Source organism: Kocuria tytonicola (genome assembly GCF_003687175.1).
GTDB lineage: Bacteria > Actinomycetota > Actinomycetes > Actinomycetales > Micrococcaceae > Kocuria > Kocuria tytonicola.
On sequence record NZ_RDEX01000001.1, the window covers coordinates 908,320 to 922,348 of the forward strand.

The 14,029-nt window shown below is 72.0% G+C and carries 15 protein-coding genes, 1 tRNA gene and 1 riboswitch; of the genes, 12 read left to right on the forward strand and 4 right to left on the reverse strand.

Annotation, left to right across the window (positions count from 1 at the left end; all coding sequences use genetic code 11):
* Nucleotides 1-1,212, reverse strand: coding sequence for a pyridoxal phosphate-dependent aminotransferase (locus EAE32_RS04100; RefSeq protein WP_121864265.1), 1,212 nt, complete (start codon nucleotides 1,210-1,212; stop codon nucleotides 1-3).
* A gap of 255 nt (nucleotides 1,213-1,467) precedes the next feature.
* Here EAE32_RS04100 and EAE32_RS04105 point away from each other — a divergent pair.
* The 6 genes from EAE32_RS04105 (at nucleotide 1,468) to EAE32_RS04130 (ending at nucleotide 5,543) form a co-directional block, all read left to right on the forward strand.
* Nucleotides 1,468-1,540, forward strand: a tRNA-Trp gene (locus tag EAE32_RS04105).
* A 63-nt stretch (nucleotides 1,541-1,603) separates the two neighbouring features.
* Nucleotides 1,604-1,870: a preprotein translocase subunit SecE gene (secE, locus tag EAE32_RS04110; RefSeq protein WP_121845639.1), complete on the forward strand. Its 267-nt coding sequence runs from the start codon at nucleotides 1,604-1,606 to the stop codon at nucleotides 1,868-1,870.
* Between the two features lie 45 nt (nucleotides 1,871-1,915).
* On the forward strand, nucleotides 1,916-2,803 hold the full coding sequence (nusG, locus tag EAE32_RS04115; RefSeq protein ID WP_121845638.1) for a transcription termination/antitermination protein NusG: 888 nt from the start codon (nucleotides 1,916-1,918) through the stop codon (nucleotides 2,801-2,803).
* A 135-nt stretch (nucleotides 2,804-2,938) separates the two neighbouring features.
* The gene (rplK, locus tag EAE32_RS04120) at nucleotides 2,939-3,370 is read left to right on the forward strand and encodes a 50S ribosomal protein L11 (protein ID WP_068468054.1); all 432 of its coding nucleotides are present in this window, start codon (nucleotides 2,939-2,941) and stop codon (nucleotides 3,368-3,370) included.
* An 86-nt stretch (nucleotides 3,371-3,456) separates the two neighbouring features.
* Complete coding sequence (rplA, locus tag EAE32_RS04125) at nucleotides 3,457-4,167, forward strand: 50S ribosomal protein L1 (RefSeq protein ID WP_121845637.1); 711 nt, start codon at nucleotides 3,457-3,459, stop codon at nucleotides 4,165-4,167.
* A 197-nt stretch (nucleotides 4,168-4,364) separates the two neighbouring features.
* Entirely contained in the window at nucleotides 4,365-5,543 is a 1,179-nt protein-coding gene (locus tag EAE32_RS04130) for a GNAT family N-acetyltransferase (protein ID WP_121845636.1), read from the forward strand.
* 206 nt (nucleotides 5,544-5,749) lie between these two features.
* Here the strand turns inward: EAE32_RS04130 and EAE32_RS04135 are convergent, their stop codons facing one another.
* The 3 genes from EAE32_RS04135 to moaA are packed head-to-tail and all read right to left on the reverse strand — an operon-like array spanning nucleotide 5,750 to nucleotide 8,402.
* The gene (locus tag EAE32_RS04135) at nucleotides 5,750-7,054 is read right to left on the reverse strand and encodes a molybdopterin-binding protein (RefSeq protein ID WP_243635568.1); all 1,305 of its coding nucleotides are present in this window, start codon (nucleotides 7,052-7,054) and stop codon (nucleotides 5,750-5,752) included.
* A gap of 3 nt (nucleotides 7,055-7,057) precedes the next feature.
* Nucleotides 7,058-7,315, reverse strand: a complete 258-nt coding sequence (locus EAE32_RS04140) for a MoaD/ThiS family protein (RefSeq protein ID WP_439108830.1) — start codon at nucleotides 7,313-7,315, stop codon at nucleotides 7,058-7,060.
* Between the two features lie 10 nt (nucleotides 7,316-7,325).
* Nucleotides 7,326-8,402 (reverse strand): GTP 3',8-cyclase MoaA, encoded by a 1,077-nt coding sequence (moaA, locus tag EAE32_RS04145; protein WP_121864266.1) that lies wholly within the window; start codon nucleotides 8,400-8,402, stop codon nucleotides 7,326-7,328.
* Nucleotides 8,403-8,466: 64 nt separating this feature from the next.
* Between moaA and EAE32_RS04150 the strand changes: the two genes are divergently transcribed.
* The 6 genes from EAE32_RS04150 (at nucleotide 8,467) to rplL (ending at nucleotide 13,624) form a co-directional block, all read left to right on the forward strand.
* The gene (locus tag EAE32_RS04150; RefSeq protein ID WP_121864267.1) at nucleotides 8,467-9,777 is read left to right on the forward strand and encodes a molybdopterin molybdotransferase MoeA; all 1,311 of its coding nucleotides are present in this window, start codon (nucleotides 8,467-8,469) and stop codon (nucleotides 9,775-9,777) included.
* A gap of 112 nt (nucleotides 9,778-9,889) precedes the next feature.
* Nucleotides 9,890-10,318: a cyclic pyranopterin monophosphate synthase MoaC gene (gene moaC / locus EAE32_RS04155; RefSeq protein ID WP_121864784.1), complete on the forward strand. Its 429-nt coding sequence runs from the start codon at nucleotides 9,890-9,892 to the stop codon at nucleotides 10,316-10,318.
* The gene (locus EAE32_RS04160; protein ID WP_121864268.1) at nucleotides 10,315-11,445 is read left to right on the forward strand and encodes a molybdenum cofactor biosynthesis protein MoaE; all 1,131 of its coding nucleotides are present in this window, start codon (nucleotides 10,315-10,317) and stop codon (nucleotides 11,443-11,445) included. Before moaC ends, EAE32_RS04160 begins: the two co-directional genes overlap by 4 nt.
* Before the next feature lies 1 nt (nucleotide 11,446).
* Nucleotides 11,447-12,283 (forward strand): formate dehydrogenase accessory sulfurtransferase FdhD, encoded by an 837-nt coding sequence (gene fdhD, locus EAE32_RS04165; RefSeq protein WP_121864269.1) that lies wholly within the window; start codon nucleotides 11,447-11,449, stop codon nucleotides 12,281-12,283.
* Between the two features lie 291 nt (nucleotides 12,284-12,574).
* A complete protein-coding gene (gene rplJ, locus EAE32_RS04170) occupies nucleotides 12,575-13,108 on the forward strand; it encodes a 50S ribosomal protein L10 (RefSeq protein WP_121864270.1) in 534 nt (177 codons plus the stop codon).
* 129 nt (nucleotides 13,109-13,237) lie between these two features.
* The gene (rplL, locus tag EAE32_RS04175) at nucleotides 13,238-13,624 is read left to right on the forward strand and encodes a 50S ribosomal protein L7/L12 (RefSeq protein WP_121845057.1); all 387 of its coding nucleotides are present in this window, start codon (nucleotides 13,238-13,240) and stop codon (nucleotides 13,622-13,624) included.
* A gap of 190 nt (nucleotides 13,625-13,814) precedes the next feature.
* A riboswitch (glycine riboswitch) is annotated at nucleotides 13,815-13,932 on the forward strand.
* Nucleotides 13,933-14,029 lie beyond the last annotated feature (97 nt).

Here is a 14,029-nt window from a genome sequence, read left to right on the forward strand (position 1 = left end):
TCAGTTCCCCCGTCCCAGGAACGCCTGCAGGCGGGAGAGACCCTCGGCGAGGTCGTCGTCGCCGAGCGCGTAGGACAGCCGCAGGTACCCGGACGGGCCGAACGCCTCTCCGGGGACCACCGCCACCTCGGCCTTCTCGAGGATCAGCTCCGCGAGCTCGGCGGAGGTCTGCGGCGTCACGCCGTCGAACTCGCGGCCCACCAGACCGGTGACGTCCGGGTACGCGTAGAACGCGCCCGTGGGCACGGGGCAGTGCACGCCGTCGATCTCGTTGAGCCCCGCCACGATGGCCCGACGACGCCGGTCGAACGCCTCGCGCATCTCGCGCACCCTGTCCATGGGGCCCTCCAGGGCGGCCAGCGCCGCGGCCTGCGCCACGTTGTTCACGTTGGAACTCAGGTGGGACTGGAGGTTGGTGGCGGCCTTGACCACGTCCTTCGGCCCGACCATCCAGCCCACGCGCCAGCCGGTCATCGCGTAGGTCTTGGCCACGCCGTTGAGCAGGATCAGGTTCTCGTGCAGGGCCGGCACCGCCTGGGCCATGGACACGAACTCCACGTCGTCGTAGGTGAGGTGCTGGTAGATCTCGTCGCTGATCACGAAGATGCCCTTGGCCGCGGCCCACTCGCCGATCGCACGGGTCTCCTCGGCGCTGTAGACCGAACCGGTGGGGTTGGAGGGCGAGCAGAAGAGCAGGGCCTTGGTGGCGGGCGTGAACGCCGCCTCGAGCTGCTCCGGGGTGACCTTGTACTCGTTCTCCGCCCCAGCGAACACCTCCACGGGGTTGCCCCCCGCGAGCCGGATGGCCTCGGGGTAGGTGGTCCAGTAGGGAGCGGGGAGCAGGACGTCGTCGCCGTCGTCCACGACCGTCTGGAAGGCCTGGTACACGGCCTGTTTGCCGCCGTTGGTCACCAGCACCTGGGAGCTGTCCACGTCCCAGCCGCTGTCACGCCCGGTGGCGCGCGCGATCGCCTCGCGCAGTGCGGGGCGGCCGGCGGCGGGGGAGTAGCGGAAGTTCGCGGGGTCCTGGAGAGCCTCGGCCGCCGCGGCCACGATGTGCTCCGGGGTGGCGAAGTCCGGCTCGCCCGCCCCGAACCCGATCACGGGGCGGCCCTCGGCCTTGAGGGCCTTGGCCTTGGCATCCACCGCGAGGGTCGCGGACTCCGCGATGGCCCCGATCCGGTGCGAGATGCGCTGCTGCGCTGGTGACATGTGATCATCTCTCCTGGGCTGGCTGACGGGTGCCCGTGCTGGGACAGCCGGACGTGGAGCTTCCAGCTTAGGTGGCACGGGCGGGGCGTGCACGGGGCCGGCTTTGCGCGCAGCCATGCCGCCGCGTACCATGACATGCTGGTGCCGCCACCGGTTTCTCTCTCGCCATGCCGCGAGAGGCGATGCGCCGGATCGAGCCGCTGATAGGCTCGGGCACCGTGTTCACGTCGCGGGTCTCCCGCGAGACGGGACTGAAGGGCAGTGGCGCAATTGGTAGCGCAGCGGTCTCCAAAACCGCAGGTTGCAGGTTCGAGTCCTGTCTGCCCTGCTTCACGACCCACCACGGCACGCACACCACCGCCGAGACGTTGCTTCACGCAGGGGAGAGCCGATGTCGCACACCGTCACAGGACAGACCCCGGGTCGACCCGCTGACTCGGACCGCAGGCGCGGGATCTTCGGGCGCATCTGGCTGTTCATCCGTCAGGTCGTGGGAGAGCTCAAGAAAGTCGTTGCTCCGTCCCGCCGGGAACTCGTGAACTACGTCCTGGTCGTCGTGGTGTTCGTGGCGTTCATGATGGTCCTGATCTCCTTGCTGGACCTGGGGTTCGGGCAGCTGGCCATCTGGCTGTTCGGCAACGGCGACCAGCCCCAGTAAGCACCCGCACGTCCGTCCAGGCGCCCACAGAAAGCAGGAAACCCAGTGACCGATCACGAGCTCGAGAACGACGACACCCAGTCCGCGCCGGCCGACGCCCCCCAGGGTGACGCCGCGCGCGAGGAGTCGGCGGAGGGCGTGGCTGACACTGTCGGGGCCGTCGAGGTCTCGGACGCGCCGCAGGAGGTCACGGACGAGCAGTCCGTGCAGGACGCGGACATCGAGGCCGCGGCCGGCAACGGCGACGCCGTCCCCGTCCCGCTCGTGGAGGTCCAGGTCTCCGAGGACGCGGCCGAGGAGGACGTCGACCCTGTGGCCGAGTTCAAGGCCAAGCTGCGGCGCCAGGAGGGCGACTGGTTCGTCATCCACACCTACGCGGGCTACGAGAACCGCGTGAAGACCAACCTCGAGACCCGTATCCAGTCCCTCAACATGGAAGAGGACATCTTCCAGATCGAGGTGCCCATGGAAGAGGTCGTGGAGATCAAGAACTCCCAGCGCAAGACGGTGCGCCGCGTGCGCATTCCCGGCTACGTGCTGGTGCGCATGAACCTCACGGACGCCTCCTGGGGTGCGGTGCGCCACACGCCGGGTGTCACCGGGTTCGTGGGCCAGGACGCCTACAACCCCGCCCCGCTGCGGCTGGACGAGGTCTTCGACATGCTGGCCCCCACGTTCGAGACCCCCGAGAAGGCCAAGGGCCTGGGCGAGACCGCCGGTTCGGGTGCCCCCGCGCAGGGCGGCGCGGCCCAGCAGGTCACCGTGGACTTCGAGGTGGGCGAGTCCGTGATCGTGAAGGAGGGTCCGTTCGAGACGCTCCCCGCCACCATCTCGGAGATCAAGGTGGAATCCCAGCAGCTCGTGGTGCTGGTCTCCATCTTCGAGCGCGAGACCCCCGTGACCCTCGGGTTCGACCAGGTCACGAAGATCTAGTCCCGCACAAGTTTCGGAAAGCCCCCGGATGCGCTTTGGTCCGGGGCGTTTCCGTCCGGTCGCCGCGCCACGGCGACCACCCGCCGTCGTACGCTCCTGTGCGGCGGTACGCACAGCCAGAAAGAGGACCATCACATGGCTCCCAAGAAGAAGAAGGTCGCAGGCCTGATCAAGCTGCAGATCCAGGCAGGCGCCGCCAACCCGGCTCCTCCCGTGGGTCCGGCGCTGGGTCAGCACGGCGTCAACATCATGGAGTTCTGCAAGGCCTACAACGCGGCCACGGAATCCCAGCGCGGCAACATCGTCCCGGTGGAGATCACCGTGTACGAGGACCGCTCGTTCTCGTTCGTCACCAAGACCCCTCCCGCCGCGCAGCTGATCAAGAAGGCCGCGGGCGTGCCCAAGGGCTCGGGCGTCCCCCACACCAACAAGGTGGGGAAGATCACCATGGACCAGGTCCGTGAGATCGCCGAGACCAAGAAGGAAGACCTCAACGCCAACGACATCGACGCCGCCGCGAAGATCATCGCCGGCACCGCCCGCTCCATGGGCATCGAGGTCAACTGAGTCCTCCAGGCTCACCAGCAACACACTTCATCGTGGCAGGGCCGAGCGCGGTCCGCAGACCACAACTGCACAAGGAGAAGAAGCAGATGGCACAGCGCAGCAAGGCATACCGGGCAGCTGCCGAGAAGATCGAGGCGGGCAAGTACTACGCTCCCGCCGAGGCGGTCGCCCTGGCCAAGGAACTGGCCGAAGGCAGCAAGTCCGACCCCACCGTCGAGGTCTCCATGCGCCTCGGCGTGGACCCCCGCAAGGCGGACCAGATGGTGCGCGGCACCGTCAACCTCCCCAACGGCACCGGCAAGACCGCCCGCGTGGTCGTCTTCGCCGTGGGTGACAAGGCCGCCGCGGCCGAGGCCGCCGGCGCCGACTTCGTGGGCTCCGACGACCTGATCGCCAAGATCCAGGGCGGTTGGACCGACTTCGACGCCGCCGTGGCCACCCCGGACATGATGGGCAAGGTGGGACGCCTGGGCAAGATCCTGGGTCCCCGCAACCTCATGCCGAACCCGAAGACCGGCACCGTGACCATGGACGTCACCAAGGCCGTGAACGACATCAAGGGCGGCAAGATCGACTTCCGCGTGGACAAGCACTCCAACCTGCACTTCATCATCGGCAAGGCGTCCTTCGACGCCCAGAAGCTCGCCGAGAACTACGGTGCGGCGCTGGAAGAGGTGCTCCGTCTGAAGCCCTCCGCCTCCAAGGGCCGTTACATCACCAAGGCCACCGTGGCCACCACGTTCGGCCCGGGCATCCCCGTGGACCCGAACGCCACCGAGGTGAACACCCAGGCGTGATGCCGTTGCGCGGGTGACCTGCGGGTCTCCCGGCTCCGGAGCGGGGAGAGGGTCCGTGCCGACACCGGCCGGGCCCTCTTCCCATGTCCGGAACCGGAACGCCGTCATGCATTCATGATGTACTGGTGGGCGAGCCCTGCGACGGGCTCCCCACCGCGGCGCCGTTCGGGCTGAGAACGGCACGGAAGGAGAGCACTGTGACGCAGCCGTCACCGGTTCGGATCGAGCTGCTGCGCATCCCCGAAGCGTTCGACGCGCACGCGCGGCACCGGCTCGGGGAGGTCGCGGACCTCGTGAAGTCCTCCCGCCGGCACGTGTGGGGCACGGACCAGCTCAGCAACGAGGCGGACGACATCTTCCGCGACCTCAAGGACCCCTACGAGCGGGTCAACATCCTGTGCGCCTTCCTGGAGGAGCGGCTCGTGGGACGGGCCGAGGTGAGGATGCCGCTGCTCGCGGACACGGATGTGGCGCAGATCACGGTCCACGTGGCCCCGGACGAGACCTCCGAGGGCATCGGCCGAGGACTGCTGGGCGCCGCCGAGCAGCTCGCCCACGGCGAGTCCCGCCGCTTCATCAGGCTCGTGACCGAGCACCCCGCCTCGGAGGCGCGGGACCCCTCCGGGCCCGGGGACGGCAGCGCCGAGGGCAGCGGCGACACCGGTGCGGAGGAACCTACGGAGACACCCGCGCCCGTGGAGTGGCTCGACGCGGCGGACGGCTCCGGCAGGCTGCCCGCGAGCCACCGCCAGACCCGCTTCGCGCAGCACGCCGGCTACGCCCTGAACACGGTGAGCAGCTTTGCGCTGCTGCCCGTGCCGCTGGAGGACCAGCGGGCACGGCGGATCCAGGACTCGCTCGCCTCGGCGCCCTTCGCCGAGCACTACCGCATGCACACCTGGACGGGGGAGGCACCCGAGGAGCTGCTCGGACCGCTCGCGCAGCTGCACTCCAAGATCCCCACCGACTCCTTCGTGCGGCCGGCCGTGGTGGACCCGGATCCGTGGGACGGAGCCCGGGTGCGGCGCACCGAGCAGCTGCGCCAGGAGGACGGCGACCGCTCCCTGATGGCCGTGGTGCAGGATCTCCGCACGGGGGAACTGGTGGGGATGACCGAGCTCATCCTGGCCCAGCACCGCCCCGCCCTGGCCCTGCAGGACGAGACCCTCGTGGTGCGCGAGCACCGCGGCCACCGGCTGGGGATGCGTCTAAAGCTCGCCAACCTGGAGCAGCTGAGGGCCGTGGCCCCCGAGGTTGCCACGGTCTACTCGTGGACCCACAGCGGCAACGACCGCATGAACTGGGTCAACGCCCAGCTGGGATTCCGGGACGCCGGACAGTCCGCCATCTGGGAGCAGGACTTCAGCATCGTCTGAGACCCGGCGGCGGGCGAGCACGTCGCCCACCGTCACGGGCCCGCGCGGGGGAGACCCCCTGGGGCCGGAGCGGTGGTGCAGCGCCCGGGGCGGCTCGGCCCCACGATCCGTTGGGCCCAGGGCGGGTTGGGGCCGGAGCGGCCCGGGTCGTAAGCGGCCCGCCTCCTGCCCAGGCGGTCAGTCGGAACCCGTGGAGGCAGCGGGTCTCACCAGGGAAGAGCCAGGATCTCCGCGGCCCCGCCTGCCGCCAGTCCGCCCCGCGGCACGGCCAGCAGACCGTCCGCCGCGGCGAGCCCGCTCAGCATGTTCGAGCCCACGGAGCGGCACGGCACCCAGGCGCCCTCGCGGCGTCGTGCGGGGACCAGGCGGTCGCTGCGCCCGCCCGGCACGTCCACCCCGGTCACGGCGGGGGTGAACGGCTGGGGTTCCCGGCCCAGGAACCCGGCCAGGAATCCGCCTCCGAGCAGCAGCAGCACCACGACGGCGCCCAGCGGATTCCCGGGCAGCGCCAGCACGGCCGCTCGCTCCCCGGCTCCCAGCAGCGCCGGGTGGCCGGGCTGGAGCCCGAGCTGGTCCACGAGAACACGGGTGCGGGCGTGGACGAGCGGACGCACGTGGTCCGCTGCGGAGCGGGATGTCCCGCCCGTGGTGAGCACGAGGTCGTGGTCGGCGCACGCGGCGTCGAAGGCCGCGGCGAGCTGCTCCGGGTCGTCGGGAACCCGCTGCACGGTGCCCACCCGCGCCCCGTAGGCGGTCGCGATGTGGGGGAGGGACATGCTGAAGGCGTCCCGGACGCGTCCCGGCCCGGGTACTCCTGCGCTGAGGACTTCCGAACCGGTGAGGAGGACGGCCACCCGCGGCGGGGTGCGGACCTGCAGCGAGTCGAGGCCCGCCACCGCGGCGAGGGCCGCGTCCACGGGGGACACGGTGTCCCCCTCTGCCAGGAGCAGGTCCCCGGTGGCGCACTCGGTCCCGGCGGGGCGGAGGTGACGGCCCGCGAGCTCGGTCTGCGGCGCGCCGGGCGCCAGGTCGAGGGTGACTCCGTCCACGCGCGAGTACTCGTCCCGGACCACGGTGGTGGCGCCCGCGGGGACCACCCCGCCGGTGACCACGGGGACCGCCGTTCCAGGCTCCAGAGCAACGTCCGAGGCGGTGCTGGGGAGGGCGTCGTCGTGCCGCGGGGACAGCGGCCGCCACGGGCCGGGCCCGCGCACCGCCCAGCCGTCCATGGCGCTCGAGGCGTAGTGCGGTACGGGACAGGCCGCGTGGGCGTCCCGCGCGAGCACCCGCCCCGGGGCCTCCGCCAGGGGAACGGACTCGCAGGCGGCCTCGGCCCTGGTCCGTGCCAGGGCCGCGCCTGCCGTGTGGGCGAGGGCGCGCGCGGCCCGACGGTCGGCGTGGTGCAGTGCCGTGAGCGCGCGGGACCAGCGGGGGCTCGGTTCACGGGACGACTGCTCCGCCGCCACGCACTCGGGGGGCTGCAGCTCGGGCCACGACCGGTCGGAGGGCACTTCTCAGCCGCCTGCGAAGGGCGGGAGGACGTCCACCGTGGCGCCGGGTGCCAGGGGTGTGGCGGGATCCCGGGCGGTGATCCCGTCCACCAGCAGCGAGCACCGGGGGAGCACCTGGGCCAGGGTGCGCTCCCCCTCCGGGGCCACGGGGTGCAGCGTGACCAGCAGCTGCTCCAGGTCCGTGCGGTTCAGCACGGTGGAGGTGCTCACGTGCTCCTCGTCCGTTCCGGCGGCGGCCGCTGCCGCGGCGAAGTACCTCACGAGCACCCGATCAGCCCCCGATCGCACTCATGCTGCGGTCCGGCTGGACGTAGTCCCCGGAGTCCAGCCCCGTGTGGTCCATGCCGTGGGCCCTGGGCTTGACCCACATGGCCTCGCGCCACCGCTGGGCCACGTCCGCATCGGTGGCGCCCGCGCGCAGCAGGTGCAGCAGGTCGGTCTCGTGGTGGGAGAACAGGCACGAGCGGACGTGTCCCTCGGCCGTGATGCGCGTGCGTGTGCAGTCCTCGCAGAAGGGTTCGGTGACCGAGGCGATGATGCCCACGGTGCCGAGCACCGTCTGCTCGCCCCGGCGGCGCACCAGGTGCTTCTCCGCGGGGGCCCCGGCGCGGGGAACCCGGTCCGGTGCGAGGTCGAAGTCCGCGGCCAGGGACTCGCGGATCTCGGCGGCGGTGACCATGTTCTCGCGGGTCCAGCCGTGGTCCGCGTCCAGGGGCATCTGCTCGATGAAGCGCAGGTCGCAGCCGTTCTCCAAGGCCCAGTGCAGCAGCTCCGGCGCCTCGTGGTCGTTGACACCGCGCATCAGCACGGCGTTGAGCTTCACGGGGCTCATCCCCACGTGCTGCACGGCCGCCACGCCCTCCAGTGCCTCCGTGAGGCGCCCCCGGCGGGCCAGGCGCGCGTAGGTGTCCGCGCACAGGGTGTCCAGGGAGATGTTCACCCGGGTCATCCCCGCGTCCCGCAGACCCTGGGCGCGGGCGGCCAGGCCGATCCCGTTGCTCGTCATGGAGACGGGCACCCCGGGCAGCTCCGTGCCCAGCGCCGCCACGAGCTCCTCCAGGTCCGGGCGGATGAGCGGTTCGCCACCCGTGAGCCGGATCTCGCGGACGCCGAAGTCCGCCACCGCGATCCGGGCCAGGCGCACGACCTCGGCCACGGTGAGCAGCGACTCGCGCGGCAGCCACTGCATGCCCTCCGCGGGCATGCAGTAGGTGCACCGCAGGTTGCACTTGTCGGTGATGGAGATCCGCAGGTCCGTGGCGGTGCGTCCGAAACGGTCCGTCAGCGGTCCCCGCGTGGGCACCCCGCGGGTGGGAAGCACCCGGGGACTGCCGAGGAATACGGACATGCGTGCCAGTGTAGGCCCGACCCCCGACACCCTTGCAGCCCCGGGGGATGGCTACCCTGGTCCCATGGCCCGAAGCATGGAGCAGCACCGGAGCGCCCTGCGCGAGCTGCTCGCCCGCACCCGCCCGGACGACGCCGCCGCACTGCTCCGCCTCGACGCCGCCGCCGGTCGCATCCTGGCGGGAGACCTCCTCGCGCCGCTGGCCCTGCCGCCGGAGACGAACTCCCAGATGGACGGCTTCGCGGTGTGCACGGCGGACCTGCGTGCCCCGCGCGTTGGTGGCGACGCCGCCGCGGCACCGCTCGAGCTGCCGGTCGTCGGCATCAGCGCCGCAGGATCCCCGCCCGCCCGGCACGAGTGCGGCGCGGCCACGGCGGTCATGACGGGCGCGGTGCTGCCCGAGGGCGCGGACGCCGTGATCCCGGTGGAGCGTGTCCACCCGCCCCGCTTCGACACGCCGGTCATCACGGTGCCCGCAGAAACGGCCGCAGCCACCGCCCCGGGGACGTTCGTGCGCGAGGCCGGCAGCGACGTCGCCCGGGGTGCCGTGGCGCTGCCCGCCGGAACCGTCCTGGGGCCCGCGGCGCTGGGTGTGTGCGCGGCGCTCGGCCTGACGGGAGCGGACACGGTGCTGGTGCGGCGGGGCCCGCGGGTCCTCGTGGTCAGCGGGGGAGACGAGGTGCTGCCCGCGGGAGCGCCCCTTCGTCCCGGCACGGTCCACGACGCCAACGGCCCCCTGCTGCGGTCCTGGTTCGAGAGCGCGGGTGCGGAGTCGGTGACCCACCTGCGGGTGGACGACGACGTCGACGCGTTCACCGCTCGGCTGCGGTGCACGGTCGGGGAGGACCACCCGGACCTCGTGGTCACGAGCGGCGGGATCAGCGCCGGGGCGTTCGAGGTGGTGCGGCAGGCACTGGAGCGGATCGCCGCGGACGTGTGGTTCGGCCACGTGGCCGTGCAGCCGGGCGGGCCGCAGGGGTGCGGCACCGTGCTGGGCGTGCCGGTGCTCTGCCTGCCGGGAAACCCCGTCAGCACGTGGGTCTCGTGCGAGTCGTTCGTGCGCCCGGCCCTTGCCGCGGTGTGGGGGTGCTGCGCGCCGCCGCGCTGGGTCGAGGCGCGCCTGGGGGAGACCATGACACCCCTGGACGGCCGCACGCAGCTGCGCCGTGGGATCCTGGACACGGTGGGCGGGTCGGACCTTCCCGACGGCACCGGGCGCGTGCCTCGGGTCTCGCTCGTGGGCGGCGCCTCCTCCCACCTGCTGACGGCGGCGGCCCGCGCGGACGTGCTGGTGCGGATCCCCCCGGGCACGGACCCGCTCCCGGTGGGGACAGCCGTGGCCGTGCTCCCCGTGGCCGGGGGAGTGGTGGCATGAACGCCCAGACAGACCAGCCAGCCGAACGAACAGGAGAACCACGGTGACCCAGCCGCACGACGAACCAGCCCAGGACCACCTGACACACGTGCGGGAGGACGGCACCGCGCACATGGTGGACGTGAGCGAGAAGTCCGTGACCTCCAGGGAGGCCACCGCGGAGTCCGTGCTGGTGACCCGCCCGGACGTGGTTGCCCTGCTGAGCGCGGGCGACCTCCCTAAGGGGGATGCCCTGGCGGTGGCGCGGGTCGCGGGCATCATGGCCGCCAAGCGCACCCCGGACCTCGTGCCGCTGTGCCATCCGTTGCCGATCAGCAAGGTCACCGTGGACCTGACCCCCGGGGAGGACCGCGTGGTGATCATGGCCACGGTGCGCACCCGCGGGGTCACGGGGGTGGAGATGGAGGCGCTGACCGCCGCGAGCGTTGCGGCGCTGACGCTGTACGACATGGTCAAGGCCGTGGACAGGGCGGCCACCATCGAGCACACGCGCGTGCTGGCCAAGTCCGGCGGCAAGAGCGGGGAGTGGAGCAGGGCATGAGCTGGAGTTCCCACCGGCACGTGGGTGCCGAGCGACCCGCCCACCGGGACGAGGTGGGCGACTACCACCTCGTGGGCCGCCGCGCGGAGGTCGTCATCGTCTCCAGCTCCGCGGCCGCGGGCACGGCCGAGGACCGCTGCGGCCCGCTGCTGCGGGACTGGCTCGCGGGCCGGGGCATGCAGGTGCGCGTGCACGTGGTCCCGGACGGCCCCGAGGTGCTCGCCCTGCTGCGGGAGCTCACGGCGGCGTCCCGCGCCGGGTACGGGCCGCGGCTCGTGGTCACGTCCGGCGGCACCGGCCTGAACTCGGACGACGTCACCCCCGAGGCCACGGCCCGGGTGGTGGAGCGCGAGTCCCCGGGCATCGTGCACGCCCTGTGGGCCAGAGGCCTGCAGAAGACGCCCACGGCCGTGATGAGCCGTGGCGTGGCGGGTCAGGTGGGCACCACGTTCCTCGTGAACCTGCCGGGCTCGCGCGGCGGCGTCAAGGACGGCATGAGCGTGCTGGACCCGCTTGTCGACCACATCAGCGCCCAGCTCGAGGACGTCCACGGTCACGGGCAGGACCGGTCCGTGACGCGCTCGGGGGAGGAGGTCGTACCCGCCGCCGCCCGGGACGCCGCGGACACTGCAGACACGCAGGCTCCCCGCGCCACGGGCGGGGCCGCGGACGACGCCGCTCGGACAGCGGTCCCGGACGCGGGAACCGTGCTGCACGCGGGGGTCACCGACGACCCGCTGGACGCCGCCCGGGCGCAGCGCGAGGTGGCCCACCCGGGCTGCGGCGCGGTGGTGGGCTTCAGCGGCGTGATCCGCGACCACGACGGCGGCCGGGAGGGCGTGACGGGCCTCGAGTACAGCGCGCACCCGAGTGCCGGGGACGCCCTGCGGGCCGTGGTCCGGGAGGTCGCCGCGCAGCACCCGGGGACCAGGGTGTGGGCGGAGCACCGGATCGGGGCGCTCGCGGTGGGGGACAGCGCCCTGGAGGTGGCCGTCGCGGCGGCGCACCGGGCCGAGGCCTTCGCGGTGTGCTCCCGGATCGTGGACCGCATCAAGGAGGGGGTGCCCATCTGGAAGCGGGAGAGCTTCCGGGACGGGCAGCACACCTGGGTGGGGCTGGAGGGCTGAGATGGCGGCACGGATCATCGTCCCCGCGCGTGTGCGCACGTTCGACGCCCACGGGGAGGTGACGGCGGGCCCGGACCGGCTCGCGGGGGAGGAGCCCCTGGAGATCCGCCTGGACGGGGAGCAGTTCACGGTGACCATGCGCACTCCGGGACAGGACTTCGCGCTCGTGACGGGTCTGCTGCTGAGCGAGGCCGTGATCACGGAGGTGTCCCACATCATGAAGATGGACTACCGCTCGGGCGTGGACCGGGACGGGCACCGCACCTACAACGTGGTGGACGTGCGCCTCGCGCCCGGGGCGCCCGGGCCGCAGCGGGGAGCACAGCGGCAGGTCTTCACCTCGTCCTCGTGCGGGGTGTGCGGCACCCCGTCCCTGGACAGCGTGGTGAAGCCGTCCGCGTATCCCGTGGCGCCACCGCGTCCCCTCGTGCCGGCCGCCCGGCTCGTGGCGCTGCCGGACGAGCTGCGGGAGCACCAGCGGGTCTTCGACGCCACGGGGGGTGTGCACGCGGCCGCCCTGTTCCCCGTGGGGCGGCGGGAGCCGCTCGTGGTGAGCGAGGACGTGGGGCGTCACAACGCCGTGGACAAGGTGGTTGGCTGGGCCGTGCAGCTCGGCCTGCTGCCGCTGCACGAGACGGTCCTGCAGGTCTCCGCACGAGCGTCTTTCGAGCTCGTGAGCAAGGCCGCCATGGCCGGGATCCCCGTGCTCTCGGCGGTGAGCGCGCCCTCCGCCCTGGCCGTGGCGCACGGGCGCGAGCGCGGCGTCACCGTGGTGGGCTTCAACCGGCGGGGCCGCTGCAACGTCTACACCCACCCCGAGCGCATCACCGCGGAGTGACCGGCACGGGTGCCGCAGCACGGGGGATTTGGTGGGCCGCCACGGGCTGGGGTACGGTGGCAGTACCAAAGACCGCCGGTCATCATGCGCGCCCCCGGTGCGCGTGGTCGAAGAGGTCCTCGGCAACGAGGACCGTCCAGCGCAGGTGAACCAGCACGAATCCTTCAGTCGAACCCGCACCTGCGTGTGCGTGGCTCGGCGGTGGTCGAGCCCCGGGCATCTGCGCGGGGCTTTTGTCGTGTCTCCTCACGGGGACGCGGAGCCGGCATCCACATGTAAGGAAGGAGCACCATGGCGAATCCTGAAAAGGCTGCCGCGGTTGCAGAGTTGAAGGACTTGTTCTCCAACTCGCACGCTGCCGTCCTGACGGAGTACCGCGGGCTCACCGTGGCCCAGCTCAAGACGCTGCGCCGCACGCTGGGTGAGAACGCCGAATACGCCGTGGTGAAGAACACGCTCACCGCCATTGCGGCGCGCGAATCCGGAATCGACGCGTTCGAGGGAAAGCTCCAGGGCCCCTCGGCCATCGCGTTCGTCTCCGGTGACGCCGTCGCGACCGCCAAGAGCCTGCGTGACTTCGCCAAGGACAACCCCCAGCTGATCGTCAAGGGCGGTTACCTGGACGGCGTCGCGATGGACGAGACCGAGATCAAGAAGCTCGCGGACCTCGAGTCCCGCGAGGTTCTGCTGGCCAAGGTCGCCGGTGCCGCCCAGGCGTCGATGTCCAAGGCTGCCGCGCTGTTCCAGGCCCCGCTGTCCAAGACCGTGCGCACCGCGGAAGCACTGCGCGCCAAGCTGGACGAGCAGGGCGAGAACGCCGCCTGATCCCTCCGGGGACACCCAGGTTCCGGGTGGTCGGGCACCGCGCCCGTCACGCACCCGTGTTCTTCTCACCACGCACACCTCGCCGGCGCCACCCGCACCGGCACCACGTACAAGTAAGGAGCCAACACCATGGCCAAGCTGACCACCGATGAACTGATCGAGGCCTTCAAGGAACTGTCCCTCATCGAGCTTTCCGAGTTCGTGAAGGCGTTCGAGGAGACCTTCGACGTCACCGCCGCCGCCCCCGTGGCCGTGGCCGGTGCCGCCCCCGCTGCCGGCGACGCCGGTGCCGCCGAGGAGGAGAAGACCGAGTTCGACGTCGTCCTCGAGTCCGCCGGTGACAAGAAGATCCAGGTCATCAAGGAAGTTCGCGGCCTGACCTCCCTGGGCCTCAAGGAAGCCAAGGACCTCGTGGACAGCGCCCCCAAGGCCGTCCTCGAAGGCGCCACCAAGGAAGCCGCTGACAAGGCGAAGGAAGCCCTCGAGGGCGCCGGCGCCACCGTCACCGTCAAGTGATTCCGGGCGCCCCGAGCGCCTGCCGCACTCGCGCGAGCGTCCGCTGACGCCGCACGCGCGGCTCACTGCAGAACCCCGCACCGTCCGGTGCGGGGTTCTGTGCGTCCCGGGCCCGCCGCACCGGTCCCGCTGCCGGGGGCGTTCACGGCACGGGTGTGATGTGCAAGACTGTGAGCGACCATCTGGCCGTCACAGTGCGGCGGGAGAGCGTGGCGGGTCGGCGGCCGGTAACGGTTGCGGACGGAGCCATCGCCGAAGGAGCAAACCCTCCCCGGGAATCTCTCAGGCACCCGTACCGCCGCACCAGGCCACTCTGAAGAGTCCGGCGCCCACGCGGCGCCCGGACACCGTCGGGGCAGGTCGGGGGTGCGGGCTGCTGCACCCACCGGCGAAATCTCTCAGGTT

What these genes read in the sequence shown, in the direction of transcription:
- EAE32_RS04100 (WP_121864265.1), bottom strand. Translation starts at nt 1,212, where the DNA reads ATGTCACCAGCGCAGCAGCGCATCTCGCACCGGATCGGGGCCATCGCG.
- secE (WP_121845639.1), top strand. Translation starts at nt 1,604, where the DNA reads ATGTCGCACACCGTCACAGGACAGACCCCGGGTCGACCCGCTGACTCG.
- rplK (WP_068468054.1), top strand. Translation starts at nt 2,939, where the DNA reads ATGGCTCCCAAGAAGAAGAAGGTCGCAGGCCTGATCAAGCTGCAGATC.
- rplA (WP_121845637.1), top strand. Translation starts at nt 3,457, where the DNA reads ATGGCACAGCGCAGCAAGGCATACCGGGCAGCTGCCGAGAAGATCGAG.
- moaA (WP_121864266.1), bottom strand. Translation starts at nt 8,402, where the DNA reads ATGTCCGTATTCCTCGGCAGTCCCCGGGTGCTTCCCACCCGCGGGGTG.
- EAE32_RS04150 (WP_121864267.1), top strand. Translation starts at nt 8,467, where the DNA reads ATGGCCCGAAGCATGGAGCAGCACCGGAGCGCCCTGCGCGAGCTGCTC.
- moaC (WP_121864784.1), top strand. Translation starts at nt 9,890, where the DNA reads ATGGTGGACGTGAGCGAGAAGTCCGTGACCTCCAGGGAGGCCACCGCG.
- EAE32_RS04160 (WP_121864268.1), top strand. Translation starts at nt 10,315, where the DNA reads ATGAGCTGGAGTTCCCACCGGCACGTGGGTGCCGAGCGACCCGCCCAC.
- fdhD (WP_121864269.1), top strand. Translation starts at nt 11,447, where the DNA reads ATGGCGGCACGGATCATCGTCCCCGCGCGTGTGCGCACGTTCGACGCC.
- rplJ (WP_121864270.1), top strand. Translation starts at nt 12,575, where the DNA reads ATGGCGAATCCTGAAAAGGCTGCCGCGGTTGCAGAGTTGAAGGACTTG.
- rplL (WP_121845057.1), top strand. Translation starts at nt 13,238, where the DNA reads ATGGCCAAGCTGACCACCGATGAACTGATCGAGGCCTTCAAGGAACTG.